The following is a 25,932-nucleotide window of genomic DNA, read 5'->3' on the forward strand; positions in this document are numbered from 1 at the left end:
CGGTCAGGACGACGACCGGTGCCATGAGGGGACCCAGATGGCCGCCCAGACCACGCGATTTCGCGCCCGCACGATCCGGGCGAGCAGTCTCGACCTGCTGACGCAGCTGGTGCGCGGACGCGCCCCGGACGGCCGCGACGAGGACTGGGGTGAGCTCGTCGAGGCCGGCTTCTGCACCGCGGAGCGCGCCCTGCGGCCCCGGTGGGCCCGGGTGCTCGGCGGGGCCTCGCGCGCCCCCGTCGGGCTGCGCGTCGACTCGCGGCTCGGCCGGTCCGGCATGAGCAGCACGCTCGCCCTCACCCCGGGCATCGGGCTCTCGGTCACCGAGCGTCGCCGGCTGCGCGTCACCGACGCCCACGTCGAGGTCGAGGCGGTCGAGGACGCGGTCGAGATCGCGCTCTTCGACCCGCGCCTGGTCTGGCCGGCCGTCCAGCGGGTCCTGCCGCCGTCCGCCGCGGTCCGGGCCGAGGGCAGCGCTGCCACCGCCACCGACGAGCGCACCGTCGGCGTCATCGCCGAGGTGCCCGAGCGCACCGCACTGCCCGAGAGCGTGCTCGCCGCGCTCGCGGGCGCCGACGTCGAGGTCAACCTGGCGCTGCGCGTGGACAACGGGACGTCGACCCCCTTCGTCACGAGCCGGCACTGGCTCGAGGCCGACGACCACCGTCTCCTCGAGGTGCGCCTCCTCCGGGACGAGGTCACGGTCGTCGACGTGCCGCACGGCACCGTCGCCGACGAGGTCGCCTGGCTGGCCGTGGGGGCGTTAGACCTGCGGAGGCGCGTGGGGCAGACCGCGTCATGAGCGTCCGCGAGGGGATGGACGTCGAGCGGGTGCGCTCGATCGCCGCGGGGCTCGGCCGGTCCGGGGAGGGCCTGCGCGCACTGCGTGACGAGGGGTCGTCGCGACTGCGGGTCCTGCAGGACGCGTGGTCGGGGCCCGACCTCGACGGCTTCGGCGTCGGGTGGGAGACGGGCGCGGCGTCGCTCGAGGGCGCGGCGGACTCCCTCGTCGCGATGCACCGGGCGCTGCTGCGCCAGGCGGGCGAGCAGGAGGCGACCTCCGACGCGGTCGGGGGCGGGGGCCGGGGACCGGGCTGGCCCGACCGACCCGGGGTGCCCGACGTCGTCCCGGACGACGTCTTCGACGACCTCTTCGGGGGCGGCTTCGGCGGCGGCTGGGACCTGCCCGATCCCTTCGGCGGGCCGCGCGACGCCTGGGACCGCGGCACCGACACCGTCGAGGACGCGTGGGACTGGGCCGGGGACCGCGGTGACGACCTCGCCGAGTGGGGCCGCGGAGGCCTCGACTGGCTCGGCGACCGCGGTGACGACCTCGCCCACGTCGCGCGCCGGCTCTGGGACGACGAGGTGCTCGCCCGCTGGGACGCGGGCGTCGAGGCGCTGGCCCGCCTGGGGCCCTCCGTGGTCGACGTCGGGGAGCAGCTCACGCAGGTCTTCACCGAGGGCCGCTGGCCGCGGTTCCACGAGGTCCTCGCCAGCGGGCTGCTGCTCGCGGGCCGCACCGCCGGGCTCGGCGTCAACCTGCTCACGGGCGAGGACCACCGGATCCTCGAGAGCGGCGACGGCGTGGTCACGTCCCGGCACGAGCTCACGACGAGCACGCCGGACGGCCGGGGTCGGGTCCCGACGGACCTCGACGCGCTCATGGACATCCAGAGCGACACCTACGACTCCACCGAGGGGCGCGGCAGCGACAACCGGCACGTCCGGGTGACCGAGGTGGTGCAGCCCGACGGCACGTCCGCCTATGTCGTGACGGTGCCGGGGACCAGCGGCCTCTTCGACTTCCCGGGGTCGGTCACCGGCGGCGACGACGCCTTCGACAACACCTCCAACCTCGAGCTGCAGGCGGGCCGGCGCAGCGCCTCGATGGAGGCGGTGATGGCGGCGATGGCGGAGGCGGGCATCCCGGCGGACGCGCCCGTCATGCTCCAGGGCCACAGCCAGGGCGGCATGGTGACGGGCGAGCTCGTCCAGGACCCGGAGTTCATGGACCGCTACGACGTCACCCACATGATCACCCAGGGCTCGCCCAACGACAGCCGGAGCATCCCCGAGGGGGTGCGGACGCTCGCCATCGAGCACACCAACGACATCGTGCCCATGGTCGACCTCGGGGACGCCCTCGCCGGACCGCCCGTGCCGCTGCCGCTGCCCGGCCCGCTGCCGACCGTCGTCCTGCCGATGACCCCGATCCCCAACCTCGACCCCGCGCTCGCCGGCTCGGGGGACCACGTGACGCAGGTGCGGGTCGACCCCAACCCCGGCGTCGCCCCCCTCGGCGTGCCCGATGCCATGAACGCGCACCACTACGACCAGTACGCCGACACCGTGCGCCGGGAGATCGCCGCGGGCAACCGGGCCCTCACCGACTACGCGGCCAGCGCCGGCATCGACGTCTTCCTCACCGACGACCCGGGCTCGGTGCGCATCACCGAGTACGGCACCGGCCGCCGGTGACGATGCGGTTGGATGGCGTCATGCGTGTCGCCGCGGTGATCCTGGTCAGCAGCTCGCTGCTCGGCGCCTGCTCGTTCTTCGGCGGGGACGACAACCCGGTCCCCGAGGGCGACGCCTGGCGCACCGAGGTCGTCGAGGCCATCGCGACGACGCCGGGCGTGACCTCGACCGAGATCACCGTGCACGACGTGGACGCGGGCACGGGGTACACGGGGCCCCTGGTCCGGGGCGCCTTCAGCGTCATGGGGGACACCGGTGCGGTCGTCGACGACGCCCTGCGCCGGGCCAGCGACGTCCTCGGCGAGGAGTCGGCGGGCGTGCGGATCAAGCTGTCGGTCACGGGCGAGGACGGGCGGCCCCGCCGGCTCGACGAGCTCGGCTACCCCGGCGTGCGCGACGGCGGCTCCCTGTGGGAGGCCACCCACTGACCGCACGTGCGGAGCACGAAGGGGGGATCCCGCCGGTCGGCGGGATCCCCCCTTCGCGTCCTGCCGGGAGATCGTGGCGTCAGGCGTGGCGCGGGCTGTAGCGGCTGTGGCGAGGGGCGTAGCGCGCGTTGGCGCGGCGCAGCGTGAGGCCCGCGACGGCGACGAGGACCGCGTAGGCGACGAGGGCGACCCAGCCGCCGGACCACGTCACGGCAGAGCCGATGAGGACGACCGCGACGGCCACGCAGGCGACCGCGACGAGGTTGCGGCGGATCGCCGTGACCGACTCGGGGGTGGCGTGGCGGCTGCGCAGGCTGTGGCCCATCGGCGGGGCGACGGCCTCGGCGACCGGCTCCGGCTCGGCGACGGGGACCACGACGCTCTGGACTGCGGCAGCGGACTCCTCGACGGCGTCGCGGTAGGCGAGGCGCGGGATGACGGCGGTGTCGACCGCGTCGTCATCGGTCGCGAGCATGGCCTCGAGGTCCTCGGCCCGGATCGTCTGCAGCGCGGCCCGGGTCGGCAGGTCCGTGGGGTGGCTGGTGGTGGAGGTCGTGCGCGCCGTGCTCATGTGTGCCATGATCCCGCGCCGGGCAGCCGAACCCGTGCAGGTTCAACCGTCCCGGCGTGTCCCGAGCCGCCCGAGGGCGCGCGTCACGTCCGCCACGCGCGCCTCGGCCGAGTTGACCCGGTCACGTGCGGCGACGAGCTGCGCGCGGACCTCGGACTCCGCGAGCCGGGCTGCGGCAAGCTCGCGCTCGGCCTCGCGCAGCTCGTCGCGGGCCGCGTCGGCGGCCTCCCGACGGGCCGCCTCCGCTGCCTCCTGCTCGGGGTCGACGGCCTCGGCCTCGTCGTCCTGGGGCCCGTCGTCGGGCTCTGGGGCGGTCTCCGTGTCGGGCAGCGGCGGCACGAGGCGAAGGGGGGTCGCCACCGCGTCGTCGAGCTCCACCTCGCCGAAGCCCGCGTAGGAGAGCGGGCGCAGCAGCCGGCCCGAGGCCAGGGCCCGCCCGCTGCCCTCGTCCGCGAGGACAGCGACGGCGGTCGCCGACACCTCCTCCTGCGCGGCGGGGGCGTACGACACCCCCCGCTCCTTCGCGGCGCGCCCGGCCGCGGCCACGAGCCCGTCGATCCGCTCGCGCCGCTCGGGACGCAGGTCGGCCAGGGCCACCCCGTCGCCCTGCGACTGGGCGGTGCGCATGCGCTCGCCGAGGTCGGTCAGCGCGGCGACGACCGCCGGCTCCTCGCGGGCCACGGTGTTGAGCAGGTGCGCGGCGACCGTCGGCTTGCGCAGGGCCTTGATCTCCCGGGCCAGGTCGTCGTCACCACCGTCCTTCGCGGCGGTGACCCACCGGGTGCGCGTCGCGACGAAGTCCGCGAGCGGGGCTCCGTAGATCTCGTCGACGGCGTCCGACAGGTCCACGACCGGTCCTCTCAGGCGTGCTGGTCGGCGATGCGGGTGAGGCGCTCGACGTAGGCGCGCCAGCACCCTTCGTCCCACTCCGGCAGGTTGTTGCCCTCGGAGCGCAGACCGACGCGACCGTCGAGCTGCTCACGCAGGATGTCGGCGTGCCCGGCGTGGCGAGCCTCGTCGAGGGCGACGTGGACGAGGACCTGCGCGAGCGTGACCGTGTTGCGGTCCGCCGGCCACCACGCCACCGTCCCCTCGGCGTCGAGCGGGAGCGCCTCGATCGTCGCGTCCGCGTGGGCGAAGCAGGACTCGGACCACGCGAGCACGTCCGCCAGCGACTCGTCCTCGGTGCCGAACATGTCCTCGTTGTCGTCCGGCTCCACGCCCGGCCGCTCCCACGGCAGGACGATCTCGCTCGGCCGTCCGAAGGTCTCCCCGAAGTAGCCCAGCTCGCAGGCCGCCGCGTGCTTGTAGAGGCCGAGGAGGTTGGTGCCCGTCGGGGTCCGGGGCAGGCGCGCCTCCCGCTCGGGGACCCCGTCGAGCTTGAGGCGCAGCGCCGCGCGCTGGGCCCTGAGGTGACCGTGCAGCTGCTCCTTGAGGTCTGGCATGGCACTCAGTCTGTCCCAAGGTTGTCCCAAGGTCTGGCCCCTAGGCTCGGTGGGATGTCACAGTCCTCCCACCCCGCACGATGGCTCGCGGGGCTCACCGCGCTCCTGCTCGCCGGCACCGTGCTGGCGGCCGGGTTGCAGGACGTGCGCGCCGAGCGCACCGGGGCCCCGGTCTTCGCCTTCCTCCACTGGAACCTCTTCCTCGCCTGGGTGCCGTACGTCCTGGCGCTCGCGCTGCTCGTGCTGCACCGGGTGCGCTCGCCCGGCTGGCTCCTCGCCGGCCTCGGCGTCGTGTGGCTGCTCTTCCTGCCCAACGCGCCGTACATCCTCACCGACTTCATCCACGTCGGGGCGATCCCCGGCGCACCGCTATGGTTCGACGTGCTCCTCATCGGGGCCTTCGCCGGCACCGGGCTGCTCCTCGGGCTGGCCTCCCTGCTCCTCGTCCACCACGTCGTCGCCGCACGGGTCGGGCACCTCGCGGGCTGGGTGCTCGCGATCGGGTCGCTCGCCCTGTCCTCGCTGGGGATCTACCTCGGGCGCTTCCCGCGGTTCAACTCCTGGGACGTGCTCACCAACCCCCGTGGCCTCGTCGACGTCATCGCCTACCGGCTCGCCGACCCGCTCGGCAACCCCTTCCTCCTGCAGTTCGCCGCGGTCATGACCGCGGGGCTCGTCGTGTCCTACCTGCTGACCTGGGCCGTCGGCCAGGCCTGTGCCGGTCGTCGTCGGACCGGGGTGGCACAGTACGCAGGGTGACCCACCCCTCGGCCGAGACCCTCCGGGAGCGCCCGGCCGTACCCGTCGAGATCAAGGTCCTGGTCGCGGCTGCCTTCGTCATCGCGGTCGGCTTCGGGCTCATCACCCCGGTGCTGCCGCAGTTCGCGCAGAGCTTCGACGTCGGGGTCACCGCGGCCTCGGTCATCGTCTCGGCCTTCGCCTTCTTCCGGCTGCTCTTCGCCCCGGCCGGCGGCGCGCTCGTCACCCGCCTGGGCGAGCGGCCGATCTACATCATCGGCCTGGTCATCGTCGCGCTGTCGACGGGCGCCTCGGCCTTCGCGCAGTCCTACTGGCAGCTGCTCGTCTTCCGCTCGCTCGGCGGCATCGGGTCGACGATGTTCACCGTCTCGGCCATGGCGCTGCTCGTGCGCATGGCGCCGCCGCTCATCCGCGGCCGGGTCTCCTCGATGTACGGCAGCGCCTTCCTCATCGGTGGGGTCATCGGGCCGGTCATCGGGGGCGCGCTCGGCGAGCTCGGGATGCGTGTCCCCTTCGTCGTCTACGGCGTCGCGCTGCTCATCGCCGCGGCCCTCGTCGCGATCATGCTGCGGGGGACCCCCCTTCGCGCCGACCCGGCCCACGCGTCCGTCCCCCCGATGACGGTCGGCGAGGCCCTGCAGGACAGCGCGTACCGCTCCGCGATGGTCTCCGCCTTCGCCAACGGCTGGACCAACTTCGGGGTGCGGGTCGCGATCCTGCCGCTCTTCGCCGTCGCGGTCGTGGGTGAGACCTGGGCCGCGGCCGTGGCGCTCGCCGTCGGCGCGGCCGCCACCGCGATCACCCTGCAGTTCTCCGGACGCCTCGCCGACAGCCTCGGCCGCCGCCGTCCGATCATCATCGGACTGGCGCTGAGCGCCATGGGGATGGGCACCATGGGCCTCGCGGGCAGCCTGGCCGCGATCCTCGCGCTCACCGCCGTGCTGAGCGTCGGGGCCGGCCTGCTCAACCCCGCGCAGCAGGCCACGGTCGCCGACGTCGTCGGCAACGGCCGGTCCGGGGGCAAGGTGCTCGCGGCCTTCCAGATGTGCCAGGACGCCGGCGGCATCGGCGGTCCCGTGGTCATCGGCGCGGTCGCCGACCTGTGGGGCTGGCAGTGGGCCTTCGCCCTGAGCGGCCTCGTCTCGGCGCTCGCGGTCATCCCGTGGCTGCGTGCCCGCGAGACGCTCGTCGCGCACTCGGGATGATCCCCGCGCGCAGCGGTGTTGGCACCGGCATGCAGATCGACATCTGGTCCGACATCGCCTGCCCGTGGTGCTACATCGGCAAGCGCCGCCTCGAGACCGCACTGGCCGACCACCCGCAGCGCGACGAGATCGAGGTGACCTGGCACAGCTACCAGCTCGACCCGACGCTGCCGGAGCACTACGAGGGGACCGAGGTCGAGTACCTCGCCTCCCGCAAGGGCATGCCGGTCGAGCAGGTCCGGCAGATGTTCGGCCACGTCAGCGAGCAGGCGGCCGGTGAGGGCCTGGCCTACGACTTCGACACGCTGGTCGTCGCCAACTCCGCACGCGCCCACGAGCTGCTGCACCTGGCCAAGGAGCGTGGCCTCGCCGACGCCGTCAAGGAGGCGCTGCTCTCCGGGCACTTCGAGCACGGCATGGACATCGGCGACGTCGACCAGCTCGTGCGGGTCGGTGTCGGCGCCGGGCTGGACGAAGGGGAGATCCGCGCGGCCCTCGAGGACGGCCGGTACAAGGCTGCCGTTGCGTCCGACATCGACATGGCCCGCCAGATCGGGGTGACGGGCGTCCCCTTCGTCGTCGTGGACATGAAGTACGCGGTCTCCGGGGCGCAGCCGCCGGAGGTCTTCCGTCAGGCCATCGACACAGCGCTCGCCGAGCAGGCCCCCGCCCTGCAGGTCGTCGACGGGTCGAGCGACGCGGAGGCGTGCGGCCCCGACGGCTGCGCCATCTGATGACGCCCGCGGAGCTGCTCCTCGACTCCTTCGGGCGGGTGCACGATGGCGCCCTCTCCGTCCTCGACGGGCTCACGGAGGACCAGCTCGCGCACCGCATCACGCCGGACGCCAATTCCATCGCGTGGCTCGTGTGGCACGCCATGCGGGTCCAGGACGACCACCTCGCCGATGCTGCCGGGCTCCAGCAGGTCTGGGCTGCACGGGGATTCATCGAGTTCTTCGATCTCGACCTCGACGAGGACGACACCGGCTACGGGCACACGTCCGCCCAGGTCGCCGAGGTGCGCGCCCCCGCGGAGCTGCTCGCCCGCTACGTTCAGGCCGTCCACCACCAGACCCGCGCCTGGGTCGGTGGCCTCACCGAGGCAGACCTCGACCGGGTCGTCGACACGCGCTGGGACCCGCCGGTGACCCTCGGGGTGCGCCTGGTGAGCGTCATCGACGACGACGCCCAGCACATCGGCCAGGCCGCCTACCTCAAGGGGTTGCTCCCATGAGCGAATTCGTCGCGAGGGTCGAGACCGACCTGGCGCCCGCGGTCGCATGGGACCGGATCTGGGACCTCGACCGCCACACGACGGTCATCCCCTTCACCCGCGTCGCGCTCGACCCGCCGGCGACCGCCCTCGCGGTGGGGGCCGGGTTCACCGGCCGCACCGCGCTCGGTCGGCTCGGTTTCGACGACACGATGCGGATCGAGGAGTGGCGCCCACCCACGGTCGCCGAGCCCGGGCGTGCGGTGGTCGTGAAGACCGGCCGGTTGCTCGGCGGGCGCATCGAGGTGGACGTCGTTCCTGCAGGGTCGGGCGGCACGCGGATCACCTGGCGCCAGCAGGTGGCACTGCCGTGGCTGCCCCGGCCGCTGCGTCGCCTGGAGTGGCTCGCCGCCCGCGTGGCGGCCCCCGGCTACCGCCGGGTGCTGCGGACCTTGCTGGGCTGACCCACCCGGCGGGGGAGCGGCGCTGTGATCGCGTGCACGAAGGGTCGTCCTGGTGCACGAGGTGGTCAGATCTGCCACGAGATGCACCAGCACTACCTCTTGTGCTCACGGCTCTTCGTCCGCGCGGTCGCCGGAGCGGTCCACGGGTCCTCCGGCCACGGGTGCCTGGGGTAGCGGCCGCGCATCTCCGCACGCACCTGGGCGTACGGGCCGGACCAGAAGCTCGCGAGGTCGTCGGTCACGGCGAGCGGGCGCCGGGCCGGTGAGAGCAGGTGGAAGAGCACGGGCACGCGCCCGTCGACCAGCCGCGGCGTCTCGGCCAGCCCGAAGCACTCCTGCAGCTTGACCGCGAGCACCGGTGCGGCAGCGGCCTCGTCGTGCGGCGGCCAGGTGACGGCGGCGGTCGACCCGCTGGGGACGGCGAGGCGCTCGGGGGCGAGATCGTCCAGCCGGGCCGCCTCGGGCCAGGGCAGCAGCCGCCGGAGCGGGTCGGTCAGGTCGATCCGTCCGATCGGCGTCCCCCCGGCGATGCGGTGCAGCTCGGGACCGAGCCACTCCTCGATGCGGGACGTCAGGGCGTCGTCGGACACGTCCGGCCACGGGTCGCCGAGGTGGTGGTGCAGGGAGGAGAGGCGTCGTCGCAGCACATCGGCCGACGGGGACCAGGTGAGCAGGCCGAGACCCTGCGTGGTCAGGGCGCGCGCCACGGCCCGGGCGCCGGTCGCCGGGTCGGCGCGGACGGGGGTGGAGCTGAGCTCGATGGCCCCGATGGCGTCGACCTCGCGGGCGGTGACCCTCCCTTCGCCCAGGTCGGCGCGGACCTCGCGGACGCGCAGCCCTGCCCCGGCGGTCTCGGCCTCGTCGCGGGCGAGCCCGGCGGCGAGGCGGATGACGGCGCCGGTCCCTGCCGCGACCCGGCCGTCGGCGCGGGCCACGTCGGCGACGACGATCCACTCGTGATGACGAAGGGGGCTCCCCGCCGGCAGCGCAGCGCGCGTCCCGGAGGCGAGCAGGTAGGTCGGCCCGTCACCCACCCGGCGGGCGATGCGGCCGGGGTGGGCGAGCGCCGCGACGAGGCCGACGGGGTCGGACGTGGTCTCCCTGCCTCCGGAGGGGGCGAGGCGGGTCAGCCGCTCGACCTCCCTCCGCCAGCGACCGGGCTCGCGGGCGCGCCCCGAGCGCAGCTCCGCGACGAGGCGGTCCAGGTCGCCGTCCTCGCTGCGCAGGTCGTCGGATAGGGCGGCGACGACCTCGGCCGCAGCGGTCGTCCCCACGAGCCGGGCACCGTCGAGCAGCGCCCGGGCCAGGCGCGGGTCGGCCGGGACGCGGGCCGCAGCCTCACCGTCCGGCGTGATCCGGCCGTCGTCGTCGACGAGACCGAGGCCGCGCAGGGTGGCCTCGGCGGCGGTGGTCGCGGCGACCGGTGGGGGCGTGAGGAGCGGCAGGCCCTCCGCCCGGGGCGACCCCCATGCCGCGAGGGTGAGCGCGGGGCCGGTGAGGTCGGCGGTCGCGATCTCGGGCGTGACGTGCTCGGGCGCCCGCGACCACGCCGACGCCTCGATCAGCCGGACGGCGCGCCCCGGGCCGAGCCGCGCGGCCCGACCCGCGCGCTGGGTCATCGACGCCCGAGAGGCCTGCACCGTGACGAGGCCGGACATGTCACGGGCCGCGTCGCGACGGGGCTCGCGCGACAGGCACGCGTCGACGACCAGCCGCACGCCGGGGACGGTGAGCGAGGACTCGGCGAGGTCGGTGGAGACGATGATTCGCGACGAATCACCCTGACCCTCCCCAGTCGCCCGGTCCTGCTCGCGGGGGGCGAGACGACCGTGGAGGGGCAGGACCTCGGCCCCCGGGACGAGGCCGCGCACCTGCTCGACGACCCGGTCGACGTCGCGGACGCCCGGGACGAAGACGAGGGTGTCGCCCCCTTCGTCATGGTGGTGGGCGGTCGCCGCGGCGACGTGGTCGAGGAACTCCCGCGTCACCCCGCGCGCGTCGGTCCGGGGGCCGGTGGCGGGCGCCCACACGACGTCGAGCGGGTGGAGGGCACCCTCGCTGTCGACGACCGGGGCGTCGTCGAGCAGGCGGGCGATGGCCGGCGCGTCGAGGGTCGCCGACATCGCGACGAGCGGCAGCTCCCGCAGCTGACGGACCTCGGCGAGCATCCCGAGCAGCAGGTCGCCCTCGAGCCCTCGCTCGTGGACCTCGTCGAGGACGACCGCGGCGGTTCCGGTCAGCTCGGGGTCGGCGAGGAGCCGGCGGAGGAGGACACCCGGCGTGACGAACTCGATCCTCGTCCCGGCCTGCACGTGGCGCTCGCCGCGGACGGTGTAGCCGACCAGCCCCCCGAGCGGTGTGCCGGTGAGGTGGGCGAGGCGCCGGGCGGCCGAGCGCACGGTCACCCGGCGCGGGCCGGTGACGACGACGCGACCGGTGACGTGGGTGGCTACGAGCGGCGGTGCGAGGGTGGTCTTGCCGGAGCCGGGTGGGGCCTGGACGACGGCGACCCCGCGCTCCTCGACCGCTGCGCGCAGGTCACCCAGCGCCTCGGCGAAGGGGAGCCCCGCACCGATGGCCGGCAGGTCGAGGTCGGTCATGCACCGAGCCTCGCACGAGCGGGGACGCGGAAGGGCCGGCCCCGGGGTGGGGGCCGGCCCTTCGCAGGGTGCGCTGGTCGGGTCAGGCGACCGTGGGCGCCTCGGTGGCGCGGCCGCGCAGGCCCAGGCCACCGAAGATCATCCCGAGGCCCACACCCATGGCCATCGTGGCGACACCGAAGGCGACGACCGAGGTGAAGAGGGAGGCCCGCAGGAAGGAGGCGGACATCGCGACCTCGCGCAGCGGGTCCTCACGGCCGAGCTCGGCGTAGGTCTTGCCCTCGGTCAGGGCCAGGGCGTGCTTGTCGATGATCTGGGCCTGGGCGTAGGCGGAGAACGGGCCGTTCACGTCGTCGCCGGCGAGGAAGGCGGCGTCGTCCGCGACGGTGATGTTGGCGTTGCTCAGCTCCTGGCTCGTCATCACGTACGTGCCTGCACCGGCGATGATGAAGACGGCGCCGAGGATCATCAGGAGGGTGCTCATGGTGCGGCTGCTGCGCATGGCGGAGTGCCTTTCTGGGTCGTTCGAGGGGTCCCGAGAAGGAGGTGTGGCAGGGAGCCTGCGGCGCGTCCATCGCGGAGGATGACACTTCAAATACTACTGGGTGTAGTACATGGCTGGCAAAGCGAGGGAGCTCCCCTTCGCGCTGCGGATCAGACGGTGGGAGGGACGCGGCCGGTCGGGCTCAGGCGCGTCGTCACGGAGCGAAGGGGGTGGGCCAGGCCAGCGCCCCCACCGGCACCCGCAGATCCTCGCACCGGCCGCGACCGTTCGTCTGCATTGCCCTAGGGGAATGCAGACCGGCAGTCATGGGGCGCGCGGGACGAAGGGGGGATCAGGGCGCGGCGAGTCGGGTGACGATGCGCTGGACCGTGAGCCAGGTGCGGGTGGTGATGTCCTTGCCGTAGGTCCGGTCGAGCCAGCGCATGAAGTCCGGGGTCCGCCCCGGCTCCCCGTTGTCGATGACGGCCAGGAAGGCGCGCGCCTCCTCGTCGAAGCCGACGACCCGCACGAGCGGGTCCGGGTCGTCCGGGATCGTGCTCGGGGGCTCGTGCCCGTCCTTGAGGAAGGTCGCGACGAGGTAGGTCCGGCGGCCGTGCACCAGCCCGTCGAAGGGGTCGCGCGCCAGGAGCGCCTGCAGCTCGCCGAGCTCGCGGATGATCGTGCCCCCACCGATGCCGAGGTCGTCGACGAGCGCCTGCTGGATCGTCCGCTCGAGCTCGGGCACGTCGGCCTGCTCGCTGCGGAAGAGGATGTTGCCGCTCGCCAGCACCGACTCGACGCGCTCGTGGCCGAGGCGCTCGACGACGGCGCGCAGCTGGGCGTTGGAGTTGTTGGGCAGCGAGGGGGCGATCCCGCGGAGCAGCGCGACGTAGCGCCTCATGGCCGCAGGTGGGAGGCGCCGTTGAGGTCGAGCGTCGCGCCGGACGCCCAGACCGCCTCCGGCGAGGCGAGCCAGAGCACCGCGGAGGCGACCTCCTCGGGACGACCGACACGACCGAAGGGGGAGCCCGCCCGGATCTCGTCCCCGGCCGGGGAGGCGAGTCGGTCCGCGACCCGTTCGGTCTCGACGAACCCGGGTGCGACGGTCGCGACCGCGATGTCGTGCGGCGCCAGGGCCACGGCGAGCGAGGCGTCCATCGCGTGCAGCGCGGCCTTGCTCGCGGCGTACGCGGGGAACTCGGGCTCGCCCTTGTGCACCCCCCGCGTCCCGATGGAGATCACCCGGCCCGGCAGCCCGAGCTCGACGAGCCGGGAGGTCATCGCGTGCGTGACGATCGCGGTGCCGAGCGTGTTGATGCGCAGGTAGGCCTCCCAACGCTGCCGCCAGGCCGCGGGGTCCGTCGTCGCGGGTGGGTGCGCGAGCCCGGCGTCGGTGGCGATGCCCGCGTTGTTGACGAGCACGGTGACCGGTCCGCCGAGAGCCTCCTCGGCCTGCGCTGGCAGCGCTCCCGCCTCGGCCGCGTCGCCGAGGTCCGCGACGAGCAGGGCGTGGCCGGTGCCCGCGAGTGAGGCGCGGGTGGCCTCCCCTTCGTCCACCGCGGAGCGCACGTGGACCGCGACCCGATCACCCCGCTCCGCGAAGGCCTGCGCCACCGCACGGCCGATGCCGCGGGAGGCTCCGGTGACGAGGACGTGGCGGCTCATGGCGGTACCCTACGACCCGCCCGGTCCCGCAGGAATGGGTCGCCGCGGGACGGGTAGGGGAGCGGCAACCAGCGAGAGGAGTGCGCCATGAGCCAGCAAGCGGACGGCGGCGACGAGGGCGGTCAGGTCTCGGAGACGAGCAACCTGCGCGACACCGACGTGGACGAGGCCTACCAGCAGAGCGAAGGGGTCCCGCCGTCGGCCGACGCCCCGCAGGAGGACCAGTCGGCGAAGGAGGCCGAGGTCTCCCCCGAGCACGGCGACGTCGACGAGTCCGTCGACCACGGCGTGGGCAGGGACACCGAGTGAGCGCACCCCTGCCCGGGCCGCGCGGCCCGGTGAGCGAGCACGTGCTGGAGGTCCTGCAGGGCCGTCCGGCCGGCCCCGGTCCGGCGCCTGGCAGCGCCGGGGTGGACGTCTTGGGGGACGACGACGTGCAGCTGGCGCTGTGGTTGCTGCTCGAGCTGCACCACCGCGGTCTCGAGGGCGTCGACCCAAGCCTGGAAGGGGACCCCGAGGTCCTGCGGCTGCGGCGCGGTCTCGAGGACGCCCACCTGGCGGCCCTGCGGGAGCTCACCCGAGAGCGGCTCGCGCGCGTCGACGACGGTGCCGACCTCGCGGACCAGATCGCCGCCCTGCTCGCCGACGACGACGGGCCCTCGCTCGCGGACTTCCTGGCACGTCGGGCCGACGTCGACCAGGTCCACGAGTTCCTGCGGCAGCGCAGCATCTACCACCTGGCCGAGTCGGACCCGCACGCCTTCGTCGTGCCGCGGCTGGACGGGCCGGCCAAGGTCGCGCTCGCCGAGCTGCAGTACGACGAGTTCGGCGCCGGGCGCCCGGCGCGTCTGCACTCGCTGCTCTTCGCGCAGGCGCTGCAGGCCTGCGGCCTGGACCCCACCTACGGCGCGTACCTCGACGAGGCCCGCGCGAGCACCCTGGCCGTCAACACCACGATGCTCGTGCTCGGCCTCTCCCGGCGCTGGCGTGGGGCAGCGATGGGCCACCTCGCGGCCTTCGAGTCCACGAGCTCCGTGCCCTGCCGTCGCATCGCCGCCGGCGCCCGGCGCCTCGGCCTGCCCGACGAGGTCGAGGCGTACTACGACGAGCACGTGGAGGCGGACGCCGTGCACGAGCAGCTGGCCATCCGCAGCATCTGCGTGCCGCTCGTCGACGCGGAGCCGGAGCTGCGTGAGGACGTGCTCTTCGGCGTCGCGGCGTGCCTGGAGCTCGACGCGCTCGCGGCGCGCGAGCAGCTGGAGCTGTGGCGCGCCGGCAGCGTCGCCGAGGTCTCGGCGTGAGGCCCGCGCGGGCCGAGGTGTCCGTGGAGCGCTGCCCCGGCGGGCCGCTCCTCGTGCGGGGGGCCGAGGTCGTGCGGGATGCCTCCGGCGTCGAGCACGAGGTCACCCGGCCGGTCGTCGCCGTGTGCGCCTGCGGCATGAGTGGCCGGGCGCCGTGGTGCGACGGCACGCACAAGGTCGTCGCGGCGAAGGGAGGTCGCTGATGGCGCGCACCGCGTTCGCCTTCGCCGGGATGGATCTGGAGACGGACGAGCGGCTGCTCGAGCCCCGCGAGTGGACCCGGGCCCAGTCCGACTGGGCGTCGGAGCTGCTGCCGCACCTGCCCGAGGGCCCCGTCCTCGAGCTGTGCTCGGGAGCCGGCCACATCGGTCTGGGGGCGGTGCGCGGCTCCGCCCGGGTGCTCGTCGCCGTGGACCGCGAGGAGGTCGCGGCGGAGACGATCCGGGCCAACGCCGGGCGCGTCGGCATGGCTGATCGCGTCGAGGTGCGCTGCGGCGACCTGTCCGAGGTGGTCGCCCCCGGTGAGGTCTACCCGCTCGTCGTCGCCGACCCTCCCTGGGTGCCGCACGCGTCGATCGGCACCTATCCCCAGGACCCACCCGGGGCCATCGACGGTGGTGCCGACGGGCTCGACATCGCCCGGCAGTGCGTCGAGGTCATCGCCGCGCACCTCCACGCCGACGGCGCGGCGCTGCTGCAGCTCGGCACCGCGGAGCAGGCCCACGCGATCGAGCTGCCCGACGGCCTCGTGCTCACCGAGGTGCGCGAGTACCCCCGAGGGGTCGTGGCGTGCTTGCGTCGTCCCGGGCCGCCGGCAGGATCATCGCGATGACGTCGGCGGCGTCGTCCGCGAGCCAGGACGGGCGGGTGGCGCCGACCTCGACCCACCCCCGGCGGCGGTAGTAGTCGACGGCCGCACCGCTGGAGACGACGTCGAGGCACGGCGCGAGCCCGCGCTCGTCGAGGTCGGCCAGGGCGGTGCGCATCAGCGCGGCCCCGACGCCGGTGCCGCGCGCGGCGCTGGAGGTGAAGTACACGCCGATCTCGCCGAGCCGCTCGGCGGGCAGGCCGTGGCCGTCGCTCCAGAGCCGGGCGAGCTCGGGCTCGTGGCCGTCGACGCGCACGGGGAGGACCGCGGCGTGGCCGACCGGTGCGCCGTCGACCTCGGCGGTCCAGGCCGAGAGCGTGCCGGACCGGGCGATGAAGTCCTCCGGCGGCATCGGCAGCGGTCGGCGGTGCGGGTAGCCGGACGCCACCTGCTGCTCGACGAGCGCACGCCCGAGGGCTGGGAGGTCGTCGTCACGGCGGGGTCGGATCAGCACGGTCACGGGGGCCATTGTCATCGAGGGGACCGGCTCCGTGGGCCGGCGCCGACCGCCTCGGGACGGCATGATCGACGGCATGACCTCCAGCGACCCCGTCGACCTCCCCCACGTCGACGGGATGCGGCGGCGCAGCCGCGTCGTGCTCGTGGCACTCACGTGGGCGGTCCTGCTGGGGGCGAGCGCGGCGCTGGTCTTCCCCGGGCTCGATGCGGGGATCTTCAGCGTGAACCCGCTCGCCGTCGTGCTGATCGTCGTGTGGTTCGTCCTCATGATCGCGTTGCTGCTGCAGGTGAGCCACCGGTGGCACCCCGTCGTGCTCGGCCTCTGCTTCCTCGCGCTCGTCGCCGCGCCCGGGTTCGTCTACCTGGGCGTGGTCGCCGGCTACGGCCCCCTGGGCTCGGAGCGCACGAGCGCGACCGTCGTCGAGGCGCACCCTCGCGGCAACCAACCGCCGTCGGTCCTCTTCGAGCTCGAGGACGGGACCCGGGAGCGGGAGTACTCCACCGGGACGACTGATGGACCGTACGCGGGCTACATCGTCCCGAGGGCGGGGTCCCGTGTCGCGGTGCTGAGGGACGACGCGGGTCTCCTGCCCCCGCGCCTGGCCCTGGGCGGCACATCGACGGACTCCACCGGGCGGGCGCTCGCCGCCCTGGTCCCCGGGGCGCTCGGGCTCCTCGTCCTCGGCGTCGCCACCGTCTCGGTGCTCACCCGTCGCGAGAGCTTCGTGACGAGGACGGCCCGCGAGAGCGAGGCCCGGCGACTGGCCGACCTGCATCCCGGGACGACGGGTCAGCGGCGCCGCCGCAGCGCGTAGCCCGCGGTCGCGACGAGCGTGAGCGGCCCGAAGAGCAGCATCGGGGCGTACGCGACGACCATGAGCACGAGGGCGCCGTCGTGCACCGTGCCCTCGTCGGCACGACGGCCGGCGAGCAGCCCGAGGGCCATCGAGATCGTGAAGAGGTAGGTCATCGCCAGACCGCCGAGGGCGCCGAGGGCGACCGGCACCGAGCGGTGGATCGCGACCCCGACGCAGCGTTCGCCCCACGGCCGCACGAGCCCCACGACGAGGACGCCGCACAGGACCTGGGTGATCGAGAGCCCGAGGACGTACCCGACCTCCCCCTCGTGCAGCCGGCGCAGCTCATCCGTGCCGGGCAGGGCGCCGCCGATCATCAGCAGCCGCCAGAGTGCGCTCGGCAGGCTCGCGAGCAGGGTGCCCCAGGCGGCGAGCACGGCCCAGTCCTGCGGTGGTCGCTCGGCCCAGCGGATCGTCGTCGGTGCGGTGGTCGCGGTCATCGTCGCCATGCCCTCGACGCTCCTCACGGATGGCGGTGGTGACCACCCGGTGGGCCCTCCGTCGCGACGGCGGTCCACCCCCGGTCACCGACGCAGGATCTCCTCCGCCATCGACAACCCGGCCTCGCGCTCGGGCTGGATGATCCGGGCGACGCCGAGCCTGCGCAGGGCCTCGACGTGCTGCCGTGAGCCGGCCTTGGCCCAGACCTCGCGCACGCCCAGCTCGTTGAGCGCGGTGGCCGTCATCAGCGAGGCCGCGACATTGGTCATCCCAAGGACGACGAGGGTCTCCGCGCCGACGCCGAGCTGCCGCAGCGTCTCCTCGTCGCGTGCCTCCGCGATCGCGAGATCACGCAGCTCCTCGGCCAGGGAGGCGACGACACGCTCGTCGACGTCGACGCCGAGCACGTGCCTCCCTTCGTCCTCGAGCCGAAGGGCGAGCGCCGCGCCGAAGCGGCCGAGCCCGATGACGACGACGTCGTGCCTAGCCAATGTGGACCCTCTCCTCCGGCACCTCGTAGCGCCGGGGTCGGTTGCGCAGCGCCAGGGCGGCGCCGAGCGTGATCGGGCCGAGGCGCCCGAGGAACATGAGTCCGATGAGCACGAGCTGGCCCACCGGTGGGATGTCGGCCGTGATGCCGGTGGACATCCCGACCGTCGCGAAGGCCGAGATCACCTCGAAGAGCACGACGTCGAGCCTGAAGGGCGTGACGACGAGCAGCGCCGCCGTGCCGGCGACGACCAGGCCGACGCCGAGCAGCGCGACGGTGAGCGCCTGGCGGATGTTGTCCTGCGGTACGCGTCGCCGCAGCACGCGCACGGTCGGCTCTCCCCGCAGCTCGGCCCAGATGACGAAGCCGAGCAGGGCGAAGGTCGTGATCTTGATGCCGCCCGCGGTGCCCGCGCTCCCGCCACCGACGAACATCAGGCCGTCGAGGAGGAGCAGGCTCTCCTGGTGCAGCGCACCGACATCGACGCTGTTGAACCCGGCGGTGCGGGCGACGACCGACTGGAACCCGGCGCTGAGGACCTTGCCGCCCGTGCCCATCGGCCCGAGCGTGTCGGCGTTGTCCCACTCGAAGCCCGCGAGGAGCGCCGTGCCGACGAGCCACAGGACCACGGAGCCCCAGATCGTGATCGTCGCCTGCGTCGTCCACCGTCGGGATCGACGACCTCGGTGCTTGAGGATCTCCCACCAGACGGGGAACCCGAGACCGCCGATCATCACAGAGAGCATGAGCGGGAGGCACATCCACGGGTCCTGCGCCCAGGAGACGGCACTGTCGACGTGCAGGCCGAAGCCCGCGTTGTTGAAGGCCGAGACCGCGTGGAAGACCCCCGAGTAGAGCGCCGTGGCCCAGTCCTCGTGGTACGCGATGCGCAGCCTGACGGCGAGGACCGCCGCGGTGGCCACCTCGACCGTGAGCGTGAACCGCAGGACGCCGACGAGCACCTGGGCCGGGCTGCGGTCGGACATGGAGCGCGCCTCCGCGCCGGTGAGGACGGTGGCGGGAGCGCTCAGTCGACGACCGATGAGCATGACGAGCAGCGTGGCGGCGGACATCACCCCGAGACCCCCGAGCTGGATGAGCGCGAGGACGACGATCTCACCGAAGGTCGACCAGTGCGTCGCCGTGTCGACCGTGACCAGACCGGTGACGCAGGTCGCGGAGGTCGCGGTGAAGAGCGCGGTGAGCGGGTCGGTGGCCTCGCGGGACTGCGAGGCGAAGGGGGTCATCAGGACCAACGTGCCGACGGCGATCGTCACGGCGAAGCCGAGCATGACCGTCCGGGCGGGGTTCGCCACCAGACGGTTGAGCAGGTGAGTGTTGGTCGCGGCCTGGCCCACGGGCGGACACGCTACTCCCGTCGTGCGGCAGGATGGTCCGACCGCCATGGAAGGGGCCGACGATGACTCCCACCCACGCCGACGTCGTGGACCTCGAGCGCTACCCGATCCACGAGCTCGGGTCGGCGGATGGGCAGGACCTGGTGCGGCGCTGCCGGGCCGAGCTCGACGCCGCGGGCGTGTGCAACCTGCCCGGCTTCATCCGGCCCGAGGCCGTCGCCCGAATGGTCGAGGTCGCGGAGCAGGTCGCGGACGAGGCCTGGGCCACGGACCGTCCCCACACCGTGTACTTCACCGAGCCGGACGAGACGCTCGACCCGGGTCACCCCCTTCGCCGGCAGGTCCGCTCGGCCAAGCACGGCTACGCCTACGACCGCATCCCCGCGGAGGCGCCGGTGCGGCGCCTCTACGAGTCGGACGAGCTCACGGACTTCATCGCCGCCGTCCTCGGCAAGGACGCGCTGTACCGCTCCGCCGACCCGCTCGACGCCTTCCAGGTCACCGCCTTCCACCCGGGCGAGGAGCTCGGGTGGCACTTCGACAACTCCGAGTTCTCGGTCACGGTCATGTACCAGCCGGCCGAGTGCGGAGGCGAGTTCGTCTACGTGCCGGGGCTGCGCAGCGAGGACGACGACAGCCACGACGGCGTGCGGCGCGTCCTCGACGGGGACGAAGGTGGCCTCCAGGTGCTGCCCGCCGCGCCGGGGTCGCTCGCCTTCTTCCGCGGGGAGCACGCGCTGCACCGCGTCACCCCCGTCGAGGGCAGCCGTCCGAGGATCAACTCGGTCCTCACCTACGGCGTGCGTCCCGACATGCGCCTGTCCGACCTGACCTCCGAGATCTTCTACGGACGGACCTCGCGCTGAGCGCCGCAGGGCAGACTGGGGCGATGCGACGATTCGAGGAGCTCGCCTGGAGCGAGACGCCCCGCGGCGAGATCAGCCTGCGACGTCGGGTCGAGCCGACGCTCGAGGTCGACGTCTACGAGGTCAAGCTCGGCGACGAGTTCCTCATGTCGAGCCTCTTCACGGTCGCCGAGATCGAGCTCGCCCGGCTCGGTCTGGCGCAGGCGAAGGGGGAGCACCTCGACGTCGTCGTCGGCGGCCTGGGGCTCGGGTGCACCGCCCGCGCCGCGCTCGAGGACGAGCGGGTGCGCTCGATGATCGTCGTCGACGCCATGCCGGAGGTCATCGACTGGCACGAGCGCGAGCTGCTGCCCGACGCCGCTGCGCTGGTCCGGGACCCGCGCACCCGGCTGCAGCTGGCCAACTTCTTCGAGCTCGCGGCGTCCGACGCGGGCTTCGACGTCGAGACGCCGGGCAGGACCTTCGACGTGGTGCTGCTCGACATCGACCACACGCCGCACCACCTGCTCCACCCCGACCACGCCCCCTTCTACACGGAGGACGGGCTGCGCCGCCTGAAGCGTCACCTGCGTCCCGACGGGGTCTTCGCGCTCTGGTCCGACGACCCGCCGGACGACGGGTTCTGCGCGCTGCTCGAGCGGGTCTTCGACCGGGTCCGGGCGCACGTCGTGGACTTCGACAACTTCCTCACGGGCGGCACGTCGAGCAACACGGTGTACGTCGCGGTCTGATGGGCGAGGTGCGTCCGGGCGAGGATGGTCGCGAGGCCTGGACCGGTCGAGTCAGCCGTAGTGGTACCGGCAGGCGGCGATACGGATCTCGTCGTCGACGACCTTGTAGACGAGCCGATGCTCATCGGTGATGCGACGAGACCAGTACCCGGCGAAGTCGTGCTTGAGTGCCTCAGGTTTGCCGATGCCGTCGTTGCCATTGCGCTGGATGTCCGTCAGCAAGGTGTTGATGCGCTTGAGGACCTTGCGGTCCTGGCGTTGCCACCACACGTAGTCCTCCCACGCATGCTCGTCCCAGACGAGGAGCAACTCACTCCTCGATGAGCTCGTGAGGCCCGCCCCGACCGCTCTCGAGACGCTCCATGGCATCGAGCAGCCGGCGCGCGTTGCGGGGCGATCGCATGAGGTACGCCGTCTCGCGGAGGGACTCGTAGTCGTCCAGGGAGACGATCACGACGGGGTCATGCCCGGCGCGCGTGATGACGACCTCCTCGCGGTCGTTGACGACCCCGTCAAGGACCTCTGCGTAGCGCGCCCGGGACTCCGTGTAGCTCATGGTCTTCATGGTGACCTCCTGTACAGAGAAGCGTACGTCTGGGCCTTCAGGGTGGCAAGAGCGGGGCCGAGTCCACCCTTCGATGCCAAACTCGGTGGATGAGCGATGAGCTGAGCACGGAGTGGATCGACAAGCGGGTTCGCGGCCGGCTGGGTGACGTCGTCCTCGTCGAGTCCCGGGACCCCCTCCTCGTGTGGCAGCCGGGTTTCCCGCCGGTCTACGGCTTCGCCTCCGACGAGATCGCGCAGGGGGTCCTGCGACCGGCAGCGGACCGCGACGCCGGCTACCCGGGCGAGTGGTTCTTCGGTCCGCACGCACGGGTCGACGAGTGGTTCGACGTCGTCGCAGGCGACGAGGTCGTCCCGCGCGGCGCGTGGCGGCTCGCCGACCTGCCGGACCGGGTCGTCCTCACGTGGGAGCCCGACCGCCTGTCGTGGACCGAGGAGGACGAGAGCGTCGGCCTGCACCCACGCGACCCGCACAAGCGGGTGGAGACCCTGCGCAGCTCCCGGCACGTCGAGGTGAGCGTGGGCGACCAGGTGCTCGCGGTGAGCGACGCGCCCGTGCTCCTGCTCGAGACCGACCTGCCGACGCGGTACTACCTCCCGCGCGAGGACGTGCGGCTGGACCTGCTCGTCGCGACCGACACCACCTCGGCGTGCCCCTACAAGGGCACGGCGGACGGGTACTGGACGTGGCCGGGCCCGCCCGAGCTCGCCGACATCGCCTGGTCCTACTCCTCCCCCCTGCGAGCCGTCGAAGCGGTCCAGGGGCGGGTCTGCTTCTACAACGAGCTCGTCGACCTGCGCGTCGACGGGGTCCTGCTCGAGCGGCCCGAGTCGCCCTTCAGCAGGAGCGAGCAGCGCCCGGGCGCCGGGTGAGCGCCGGGTGAGCGCTGGGTGAGCGCTGGGTGAAGGGCGGGAATGAACCCCCTTCGTCCGTAGTTGAGCGAGGTGAACTCAACTTTTGGGCGCCGGATTTGCGCAGGTCGCGGACCGGCTCCTAGGTTGAGCAGCAGCAACTCAACTTGCGTCGGGGAGACCACCTCGACCACCCGAACAAAGGAGCGCCCCATGGCCCGTGCCGTTGGCATCGACCTCGGAACCACCAACTCTGCCGTCGCCGTCCTCGAGGGTGGCGAGCCCACGATCATCCCGAACGCCGAGGGTGGCCGCACCACCCCGTCCGTCGTCGCCTTCTCCAAGGGCGGCGAGGTCCTCGTCGGCGACATCGCCAAGCGTCAGGCGGTGACCAACGCCGACCGCACCATCCGCTCGGTCAAGCGCCACATGGGCACCGACTGGACGACCGACGACATCGACGGCAAGAAGTACACCTCGCAGGAGATCAGCGCCCGCACGCTGCAGAAGCTCAAGCGCGACGCCGAGTCCTACCTCGGTGAGGACGTGACCGACGCGGTCATCACCGTCCCCGCCTACTTCGACGACGCCGAGCGCCAGGCCACCAAGGAGGCCGGCGAGATCGCGGGCCTGAACGTCCTGCGCATCGTCAACGAGCCCACCGCCGCGGCGCTGGCCTACGGCCTCGACAAGGGCAAGGAGGACGAGCTCATCCTCGTCTTCGACCTCGGCGGTGGCACCTTCGACGTCTCCCTCCTCGAGGTCGGCAAGGACCCGGAGGACGGCTTCTCCACCATCCAGGTCCGCGCGACCTCCGGTGACAACCAGCTCGGTGGCGACGACTGGGACGAGCGCATCGTCAAGCACCTCCTCACGCAGGTGAAGAACAACACCGGCGTCGACCTCTCCGGCGACAAGATCGCCATGCAGCGTCTGCGCGACGCCGCGGAGCAGGCGAAGAAGGAGCTGTCCTCCTCGTCGAACACCTCGATCAACCTGCAGTACCTGTCCATGGGCGAGAACGGCCCCATCCACCTCGACGAGTCGCTCTCCCGCGCGAACTTCGAGCAGATGACCAAGGACCTGCTCGACCGCACCAAGGCCCCCTTCCAGAACGTCATCAAGGACGCGGGCGTCCAGCTCTCCGACATCGACCACGTCGTCCTCGTCGGTGGCTCCACCCGCATGCCGGCCGTCAGCTCGCTCGTCAAGGAGCTCACGGGTGGCAAGGAGCCGAACAAGGGCGTCAACCCGGACGAGGTCGTCGCGCTCGGCGCGGCCCTGCAGGCCGGTGTCCTCAAGGGCGAGCGCAAGGACGTCCTGCTCATCGACGTCACGCCGCTCTCGCTCGGCATCGAGACCAAGGGCGGGCTCTTCACCAAGCTCATCGAGCGCAACACCGCCATCCCGACGAAGCGCTCGGAGGTCTTCTCCACCGCGGAGGACAACCAGCCCTCCGTCCTCATCCAGGTCTTCCAGGGTGAGCGCGAGATCGCCCAGCAGAACAAGAACCTCGGCACCTTCGAGCTCTCCGGCATCGCGCCGGCGCCGCGCGGCGTGCCGCAGGTCGAGGTCACCTTCGACATCGACGCCAACGGCATCGTGCACGTCACCGCCAAGGACCGCGGCACCGGCCAGGAGCAGAAGATCACCATCTCCGGCGGCTCCGCGCTGTCGAAGGAGGAGATCGAGCGCATGGTCAAGGAGGCCGAGGCGCACGCCGACGAGGACAAGAAGCGTCGCGAGGAGACCGAGGCGCGCAACAACGGCGAGAACCTCGTCTACTCCACCGAGAAGTTCCTCGGCGAGTCCGGCGACAAGCTGACCGACGAGCAGCGCAAGCCCGTCGACGACGCCCTCGCCGACCTCAAGGAGGCGCTCAAGCCCGAGTCCGGGGCCTCCGTCGAGGACATCACCACGAAGGTCGACACCCTCAACGAGGAGTCGCAGAAGATGGGCGCCGCCCTCTACGCGGCCACCGCCGAGCAGGGCGAGGGTGCTCCCGGCGCCGAGGGTGCCGAGCAGCCGGCCGCCGAGGGTGACGACGACATCGTCGACGCCGAGGTGGTCGACGACGACGAGGAGAAGAAGTGACCGACGCCAACCAGCCGATCGACCCCGAGGCGACGGCCCAGGCCGCCGACCCCCAGGCCGAGGAGCAGGTCGTCGACGCCGAGGTGGTCGACGAGGACGCGGCCGACGCTGCGCCCAAGTCGGCCACCCCGGCCGACGGGGCCACCGCCCCGGGCGAAGGGGAGGCCACCGGAGACGCCGAGGTCCACCCCGACACGGCCCGCGCCGACCAGCTCCAGGACGACTACCTGCGCCTCCAGGCCGAGTACGTCAACTACAAGCGTCGCGTCGACCGGGACCTCCCGGTGCACAAGGAGCGCGCCGTCCACGACCTGCTCGAGTCGCTCCTGCCGGTCCTCGACGAGATCCACCTCGCCGAGCAGCACGGCGACCTGCCGGAGGGCTCCCCCTTCCGCGCGATCGCCGACAAGCTCGAGCAGGTCCTCACCAAGCAGGGTCTGGAGCGCGTGGGCGTCAAGGGCGAGGCCTTCGACCCCAACGTGCACGAGGCCCTCATGCACGGCGCGTGGGACGCCTCCGACCCGGAGCTGCCGAGCGACGCGACGGCCACGACGGTCGTCACCGTGCTCCAGCCCGGCTACCGCGCCGGCGAGCGCGTCCTGCGCGCCGCCCGCGTCGCGGTCGCCGACCCGCAGTAACCACCACCGAGAGGAGGAGACATGGCCAGTCAGGACTGGTTGGACAAGGACTTCTACGCGGTCCTGGGTGTCGCCAAGGACGCTGATACCGCCGAGATCAAGAAGGCCTACCGCAAGCTCGCCAAGCAGTACCACCCCGACCGCAATGCCGGGGACGACGCCGCCGAGCAGAAGTTCAAGGACGTCGGCGAGGCGCACGCCGTGCTCTCCGACCCGGAGCAGCGTCGTGAGTACGACGCCATCCGCTCGATGGCCGGCGGCGGTGCGCGATTCACCGCCGGTGGCCCGGGTGGGGGCGCAGGCTTCGAGGACATCTTCTCCGCCTTCGGCGGGGGAGGGGGCGGCTCGCGGGTGCGTTACAGCACCGGCGGCGGCTCCCCCTTCGCCGGGGGTGGGGCGGGCGAGCCCGACCTCGAGGACATCCTGTCGATGTTCGGCGGGGGCGGCGGCGCCGGCTTCGGCGAGCAGGGCGCGGGCTTCCGCGCCCCGCGGGGCCCGGTCAAGGGCCAGGACCTCACCGCCCGCACCGAGCTGTCCTTCCGCGATGCGGTCGAGGGGCGCACCATCGCCCTGACCGTCAACGGCGAGAAGGTCAACGCCAGGATCCCTGCCGGCGTCAAGGACGGCCAGAAGATCCGCCTGCGCGGCAAGGGAGGTCACGGCGACCAGGGCGGGCCCCGCGGTGACCTCATCCTCACCGTGTCGGTGGGCAAGCACCCGGTCTACGGCCGCGACGGCGACAACCTGACCCTCGACCTGCCGGTGACCTTCGCCGAGGCCGCCCTCGGTGCCACGGTCGCCGTGCCGACCCTCGACGGGTCGCAGGTCAAGGTCAGGATCGCGCCGGGGACCCCGAGCGGCCGCGTCCTGCGGCTCAAGGGACGCGGCATCGCGACGAAGAAGGCCACCGGCGATCTGCTCGCCAAGGTCCAGATCATCGTGCCGACCGAGCTCAGCGAGGCCGAGCGCGAGGCGGTCGAGGTCCTGCGCGATGCCCGCACCGATGACCCGCGTGCCGCGCTGTTCGCCGCCGCGAGCGCCTGACCGCGACGCACTGGTGACGCACCGATGACGAAGGGAGGTGGGCACATTGCACGG

Annotated in this window: 32 protein-coding genes; 19 read left to right on the forward strand and 13 right to left on the reverse strand. The window is 73.1% G+C overall.

Annotation, left to right across the window (positions count from 1 at the left end; all coding sequences use genetic code 11):
* The first annotated feature begins 37 nt into the window (after nucleotides 1–37).
* Genes JT1_RS15400 through JT1_RS15410 form a run of 3 tightly spaced genes read left to right on the forward strand, consistent with a single transcriptional unit; the run spans nucleotide 38 to nucleotide 2,909 of the window.
* Nucleotides 38–802, forward strand: a complete 765-nt coding sequence (locus tag JT1_RS15400) for a hypothetical protein (RefSeq protein WP_068328488.1) — start codon at nucleotides 38–40, stop codon at nucleotides 800–802.
* Nucleotides 799–2,481 (forward strand): WXG100 family type VII secretion target, encoded by a 1,683-nt coding sequence (locus tag JT1_RS15405; protein ID WP_169702030.1) that lies wholly within the window; start codon nucleotides 799–801, stop codon nucleotides 2,479–2,481. The genes JT1_RS15400 and JT1_RS15405 overlap by 4 nt, the downstream gene beginning before the upstream one ends.
* A 20-nt stretch (nucleotides 2,482–2,501) precedes the next feature.
* Nucleotides 2,502–2,909: a hypothetical protein gene (locus JT1_RS15410; protein WP_068328494.1), complete on the forward strand. Its 408-nt coding sequence runs from the start codon at nucleotides 2,502–2,504 to the stop codon at nucleotides 2,907–2,909.
* Nucleotides 2,910–2,988: 79 nt separating this feature from the next.
* Here JT1_RS15410 and JT1_RS15415 read toward each other — a convergent pair whose 3' ends face one another.
* The 3 genes from JT1_RS15415 to JT1_RS15425 are packed head-to-tail and all read right to left on the reverse strand — an operon-like array spanning nucleotide 2,989 to nucleotide 4,925.
* On the reverse strand, nucleotides 2,989–3,480 hold the full coding sequence (locus tag JT1_RS15415) for a hypothetical protein (RefSeq protein ID WP_068328497.1): 492 nt from the start codon (nucleotides 3,478–3,480) through the stop codon (nucleotides 2,989–2,991).
* A 42-nt stretch (nucleotides 3,481–3,522) separates the two neighbouring features.
* Nucleotides 3,523–4,329: a hypothetical protein gene (locus JT1_RS15420; protein WP_068328500.1), complete on the reverse strand. Its 807-nt coding sequence runs from the start codon at nucleotides 4,327–4,329 to the stop codon at nucleotides 3,523–3,525.
* 11 nt (nucleotides 4,330–4,340) lie between these two features.
* Nucleotides 4,341–4,925: a DinB family protein gene (locus JT1_RS15425; protein ID WP_068328502.1), complete on the reverse strand. Its 585-nt coding sequence runs from the start codon at nucleotides 4,923–4,925 to the stop codon at nucleotides 4,341–4,343.
* Between the two features lie 54 nt (nucleotides 4,926–4,979).
* Between JT1_RS15425 and JT1_RS15430 the strand changes: the two genes are divergently transcribed.
* The 5 genes from JT1_RS15430 to JT1_RS15450 are packed head-to-tail and all read left to right on the forward strand — an operon-like array spanning nucleotide 4,980 to nucleotide 8,566.
* Nucleotides 4,980–5,684, forward strand: coding sequence for a DUF1361 domain-containing protein (locus JT1_RS15430; protein ID WP_068328505.1), 705 nt, complete (start codon nucleotides 4,980–4,982; stop codon nucleotides 5,682–5,684).
* Nucleotides 5,681–6,889 (forward strand): MFS transporter, encoded by a 1,209-nt coding sequence (locus JT1_RS15435; RefSeq protein ID WP_068328507.1) that lies wholly within the window; start codon nucleotides 5,681–5,683, stop codon nucleotides 6,887–6,889. Before JT1_RS15430 ends, JT1_RS15435 begins: the two co-directional genes overlap by 4 nt.
* A gap of 29 nt (nucleotides 6,890–6,918) precedes the next feature.
* Nucleotides 6,919–7,623, forward strand: coding sequence for a DsbA family oxidoreductase (locus JT1_RS15440; RefSeq protein ID WP_068328508.1), 705 nt, complete (start codon nucleotides 6,919–6,921; stop codon nucleotides 7,621–7,623).
* The gene (locus JT1_RS15445; protein ID WP_068328510.1) at nucleotides 7,623–8,123 is read left to right on the forward strand and encodes a mycothiol transferase; all 501 of its coding nucleotides are present in this window, start codon (nucleotides 7,623–7,625) and stop codon (nucleotides 8,121–8,123) included. The genes JT1_RS15440 and JT1_RS15445 overlap by 1 nt, the downstream gene beginning before the upstream one ends.
* On the forward strand, nucleotides 8,120–8,566 hold the full coding sequence (locus JT1_RS15450) for a hypothetical protein (RefSeq protein WP_068328512.1): 447 nt from the start codon (nucleotides 8,120–8,122) through the stop codon (nucleotides 8,564–8,566). Before JT1_RS15445 ends, JT1_RS15450 begins: the two co-directional genes overlap by 4 nt.
* Nucleotides 8,567–8,658: 92 nt before the next feature.
* Here the strand turns inward: JT1_RS15450 and hrpB are convergent, their stop codons facing one another.
* The 4 genes from hrpB to JT1_RS15470 form a co-directional block, all read right to left on the reverse strand.
* The gene (gene hrpB, locus JT1_RS15455) at nucleotides 8,659–11,166 is read right to left on the reverse strand and encodes an ATP-dependent helicase HrpB (protein ID WP_068328513.1); all 2,508 of its coding nucleotides are present in this window, start codon (nucleotides 11,164–11,166) and stop codon (nucleotides 8,659–8,661) included.
* An 82-nt stretch (nucleotides 11,167–11,248) separates the two neighbouring features.
* Nucleotides 11,249–11,650, reverse strand: a complete 402-nt coding sequence (locus JT1_RS15460; protein WP_255218341.1) for an aromatic ring-opening dioxygenase LigA — start codon at nucleotides 11,648–11,650, stop codon at nucleotides 11,249–11,251.
* 352 nt (nucleotides 11,651–12,002) lie between these two features.
* Complete coding sequence (locus JT1_RS15465; protein WP_068328516.1) at nucleotides 12,003–12,551, reverse strand: DUF1697 domain-containing protein; 549 nt, start codon at nucleotides 12,549–12,551, stop codon at nucleotides 12,003–12,005.
* Entirely contained in the window at nucleotides 12,548–13,315 is a 768-nt protein-coding gene (locus tag JT1_RS15470) for an SDR family NAD(P)-dependent oxidoreductase (RefSeq protein WP_068328519.1), read from the reverse strand. The genes JT1_RS15465 and JT1_RS15470 overlap by 4 nt, the downstream gene beginning before the upstream one ends.
* A gap of 87 nt (nucleotides 13,316–13,402) precedes the next feature.
* Here JT1_RS15470 and JT1_RS15475 point away from each other — a divergent pair, with 87 nt between their 5' ends.
* The 4 genes from JT1_RS15475 to JT1_RS15490 are packed head-to-tail and all read left to right on the forward strand — an operon-like array spanning nucleotide 13,403 to nucleotide 15,448.
* Complete coding sequence (locus JT1_RS15475) at nucleotides 13,403–13,624, forward strand: hypothetical protein (protein WP_068328521.1); 222 nt, start codon at nucleotides 13,403–13,405, stop codon at nucleotides 13,622–13,624.
* The gene (locus JT1_RS15480) at nucleotides 13,621–14,616 is read left to right on the forward strand and encodes an iron-containing redox enzyme family protein (protein ID WP_068328523.1); all 996 of its coding nucleotides are present in this window, start codon (nucleotides 13,621–13,623) and stop codon (nucleotides 14,614–14,616) included. Before JT1_RS15475 ends, JT1_RS15480 begins: the two co-directional genes overlap by 4 nt.
* Entirely contained in the window at nucleotides 14,613–14,819 is a 207-nt protein-coding gene (locus JT1_RS15485; RefSeq protein WP_068328525.1) for a CDGSH iron-sulfur domain-containing protein, read from the forward strand. Before JT1_RS15480 ends, JT1_RS15485 begins: the two co-directional genes overlap by 4 nt.
* Nucleotides 14,819–15,448 carry an RsmD family RNA methyltransferase gene (locus JT1_RS15490; RefSeq protein ID WP_068328528.1) on the forward strand — a complete coding sequence of 210 codons (630 nt, stop codon included), beginning with the start codon at nucleotides 14,819–14,821 and terminating at the stop codon, nucleotides 15,446–15,448. The genes JT1_RS15485 and JT1_RS15490 overlap by 1 nt, the downstream gene beginning before the upstream one ends.
* On the opposite strand, the gene JT1_RS15495 is transcribed toward JT1_RS15490, so the two are convergent.
* Nucleotides 15,369–15,944, reverse strand: a complete 576-nt coding sequence (locus tag JT1_RS15495) for a GNAT family N-acetyltransferase (RefSeq protein WP_169702031.1) — start codon at nucleotides 15,942–15,944, stop codon at nucleotides 15,369–15,371. The genes JT1_RS15490 and JT1_RS15495 overlap by 80 nt on opposite strands.
* Before the next feature lie 73 nt (nucleotides 15,945–16,017).
* On the opposite strand from JT1_RS15495, the gene JT1_RS18490 reads away from it, so the two are divergent.
* Nucleotides 16,018–16,758, forward strand: a complete 741-nt coding sequence (locus JT1_RS18490) for a hypothetical protein (protein ID WP_169702032.1) — start codon at nucleotides 16,018–16,020, stop codon at nucleotides 16,756–16,758.
* Here JT1_RS18490 and JT1_RS15505 read toward each other — a convergent pair.
* The 3 genes from JT1_RS15505 to JT1_RS15515 form a co-directional block, all read right to left on the reverse strand.
* Nucleotides 16,734–17,249, reverse strand: coding sequence for a hypothetical protein (locus JT1_RS15505; RefSeq protein ID WP_068328538.1), 516 nt, complete (start codon nucleotides 17,247–17,249; stop codon nucleotides 16,734–16,736). The two genes, JT1_RS18490 and JT1_RS15505, sit on opposite strands and share 25 nt — an antisense overlap.
* Before the next feature lie 75 nt (nucleotides 17,250–17,324).
* Nucleotides 17,325–17,732, reverse strand: a complete 408-nt coding sequence (locus tag JT1_RS15510; RefSeq protein WP_068328541.1) for a potassium channel family protein — start codon at nucleotides 17,730–17,732, stop codon at nucleotides 17,325–17,327.
* The gene (locus JT1_RS15515) at nucleotides 17,725–19,089 is read right to left on the reverse strand and encodes a TrkH family potassium uptake protein (RefSeq protein WP_218005611.1); all 1,365 of its coding nucleotides are present in this window, start codon (nucleotides 19,087–19,089) and stop codon (nucleotides 17,725–17,727) included. Before JT1_RS15515 ends, JT1_RS15510 begins: the two co-directional genes overlap by 8 nt.
* Before the next feature lie 62 nt (nucleotides 19,090–19,151).
* On the opposite strand from JT1_RS15515, the gene JT1_RS15520 reads away from it, so the two are divergent.
* On the forward strand, nucleotides 19,152–19,955 hold the full coding sequence (locus JT1_RS15520) for a HalD/BesD family halogenase (protein WP_169702034.1): 804 nt from the start codon (nucleotides 19,152–19,154) through the stop codon (nucleotides 19,953–19,955).
* 23 nt (nucleotides 19,956–19,978) lie between these two features.
* Nucleotides 19,979–20,686: a spermidine synthase gene (locus tag JT1_RS15525; RefSeq protein ID WP_068328543.1), complete on the forward strand. Its 708-nt coding sequence runs from the start codon at nucleotides 19,979–19,981 to the stop codon at nucleotides 20,684–20,686.
* A gap of 51 nt (nucleotides 20,687–20,737) precedes the next feature.
* Here JT1_RS15525 and JT1_RS15530 read toward each other — a convergent pair whose 3' ends face one another.
* Nucleotides 20,738–20,995 carry a Txe/YoeB family addiction module toxin gene (locus JT1_RS15530; protein WP_068328544.1) on the reverse strand — a complete coding sequence of 86 codons (258 nt, stop codon included), beginning with the start codon at nucleotides 20,993–20,995 and terminating at the stop codon, nucleotides 20,738–20,740.
* Nucleotide 20,996: 1 nt separating this feature from the next.
* Nucleotides 20,997–21,251, reverse strand: a complete 255-nt coding sequence (locus tag JT1_RS15535; protein WP_068328548.1) for a type II toxin-antitoxin system Phd/YefM family antitoxin — start codon at nucleotides 21,249–21,251, stop codon at nucleotides 20,997–20,999.
* Between the two features lie 89 nt (nucleotides 21,252–21,340).
* Here JT1_RS15535 and JT1_RS15540 point away from each other — a divergent pair, with 89 nt between their 5' ends.
* From JT1_RS15540 to JT1_RS15555, 4 genes are all read left to right on the forward strand, one after another.
* On the forward strand, nucleotides 21,341–22,123 hold the full coding sequence (locus JT1_RS15540; RefSeq protein WP_068328549.1) for a DUF427 domain-containing protein: 783 nt from the start codon (nucleotides 21,341–21,343) through the stop codon (nucleotides 22,121–22,123).
* A 192-nt stretch (nucleotides 22,124–22,315) separates the two neighbouring features.
* Nucleotides 22,316–24,196 carry a molecular chaperone DnaK gene (gene dnaK / locus JT1_RS15545; RefSeq protein ID WP_068328556.1) on the forward strand — a complete coding sequence of 627 codons (1,881 nt, stop codon included), beginning with the start codon at nucleotides 22,316–22,318 and terminating at the stop codon, nucleotides 24,194–24,196.
* Nucleotides 24,193–24,834: a nucleotide exchange factor GrpE gene (locus tag JT1_RS15550; protein ID WP_068328561.1), complete on the forward strand. Its 642-nt coding sequence runs from the start codon at nucleotides 24,193–24,195 to the stop codon at nucleotides 24,832–24,834. Before dnaK ends, JT1_RS15550 begins: the two co-directional genes overlap by 4 nt.
* A 21-nt stretch (nucleotides 24,835–24,855) precedes the next feature.
* A complete protein-coding gene (locus JT1_RS15555) occupies nucleotides 24,856–25,878 on the forward strand; it encodes a DnaJ C-terminal domain-containing protein (protein ID WP_068328563.1) in 1,023 nt (340 codons plus the stop codon).
* Nucleotides 25,879–25,932: the final 54 nt, after the last annotated feature.

Origin of the sequence: Janibacter terrae NBRC 107853, assembly GCF_001591405.1 — a bacterium.
GTDB lineage: Bacteria > Actinomycetota > Actinomycetes > Actinomycetales > Dermatophilaceae > Janibacter > Janibacter terrae.

Excerpts from the sequence above, each read along its gene's own strand:
- JT1_RS15400 (WP_068328488.1), top strand. The coding sequence starts at position 38 with ATGGCCGCCCAGACCACGCGATTTCGCGCCCGCACGATCCGGGCGAGC.
- JT1_RS15405 (WP_169702030.1), top strand. The coding sequence starts at position 799 with ATGAGCGTCCGCGAGGGGATGGACGTCGAGCGGGTGCGCTCGATCGCC.
- JT1_RS15410 (WP_068328494.1), top strand. The coding sequence starts at position 2,502 with ATGCGTGTCGCCGCGGTGATCCTGGTCAGCAGCTCGCTGCTCGGCGCC.
- JT1_RS15415 (WP_068328497.1), bottom strand. The coding sequence starts at position 3,480 with ATGAGCACGGCGCGCACGACCTCCACCACCAGCCACCCCACGGACCTG.
- JT1_RS15425 (WP_068328502.1), bottom strand. The coding sequence starts at position 4,925 with ATGCCAGACCTCAAGGAGCAGCTGCACGGTCACCTCAGGGCCCAGCGC.
- JT1_RS15430 (WP_068328505.1), top strand. The coding sequence starts at position 4,980 with ATGTCACAGTCCTCCCACCCCGCACGATGGCTCGCGGGGCTCACCGCG.
- JT1_RS15440 (WP_068328508.1), top strand. The coding sequence starts at position 6,919 with ATGCAGATCGACATCTGGTCCGACATCGCCTGCCCGTGGTGCTACATC.
- JT1_RS15445 (WP_068328510.1), top strand. The coding sequence starts at position 7,623 with ATGACGCCCGCGGAGCTGCTCCTCGACTCCTTCGGGCGGGTGCACGAT.
- JT1_RS15450 (WP_068328512.1), top strand. The coding sequence starts at position 8,120 with ATGAGCGAATTCGTCGCGAGGGTCGAGACCGACCTGGCGCCCGCGGTC.
- hrpB (WP_068328513.1), bottom strand. The coding sequence starts at position 11,166 with ATGACCGACCTCGACCTGCCGGCCATCGGTGCGGGGCTCCCCTTCGCC.
- JT1_RS15460 (WP_255218341.1), bottom strand. The coding sequence starts at position 11,650 with ATGAGCACCCTCCTGATGATCCTCGGCGCCGTCTTCATCATCGCCGGT.
- JT1_RS15465 (WP_068328516.1), bottom strand. The coding sequence starts at position 12,551 with ATGAGGCGCTACGTCGCGCTGCTCCGCGGGATCGCCCCCTCGCTGCCC.
- JT1_RS15470 (WP_068328519.1), bottom strand. The coding sequence starts at position 13,315 with ATGAGCCGCCACGTCCTCGTCACCGGAGCCTCCCGCGGCATCGGCCGT.
- JT1_RS15475 (WP_068328521.1), top strand. The coding sequence starts at position 13,403 with ATGAGCCAGCAAGCGGACGGCGGCGACGAGGGCGGTCAGGTCTCGGAG.
- JT1_RS15490 (WP_068328528.1), top strand. The coding sequence starts at position 14,819 with ATGGCGCGCACCGCGTTCGCCTTCGCCGGGATGGATCTGGAGACGGAC.
- JT1_RS18490 (WP_169702032.1), top strand. The coding sequence starts at position 16,018 with ATGACCTCCAGCGACCCCGTCGACCTCCCCCACGTCGACGGGATGCGG.
- JT1_RS15505 (WP_068328538.1), bottom strand. The coding sequence starts at position 17,249 with ATGGCGACGATGACCGCGACCACCGCACCGACGACGATCCGCTGGGCC.
- JT1_RS15520 (WP_169702034.1), top strand. The coding sequence starts at position 19,152 with ATGACTCCCACCCACGCCGACGTCGTGGACCTCGAGCGCTACCCGATC.
- JT1_RS15525 (WP_068328543.1), top strand. The coding sequence starts at position 19,979 with ATGCGACGATTCGAGGAGCTCGCCTGGAGCGAGACGCCCCGCGGCGAG.
- JT1_RS15535 (WP_068328548.1), bottom strand. The coding sequence starts at position 21,251 with ATGAAGACCATGAGCTACACGGAGTCCCGGGCGCGCTACGCAGAGGTC.
- JT1_RS15540 (WP_068328549.1), top strand. The coding sequence starts at position 21,341 with ATGAGCGATGAGCTGAGCACGGAGTGGATCGACAAGCGGGTTCGCGGC.
- dnaK (WP_068328556.1), top strand. The coding sequence starts at position 22,316 with ATGGCCCGTGCCGTTGGCATCGACCTCGGAACCACCAACTCTGCCGTC.
- JT1_RS15555 (WP_068328563.1), top strand. The coding sequence starts at position 24,856 with ATGGCCAGTCAGGACTGGTTGGACAAGGACTTCTACGCGGTCCTGGGT.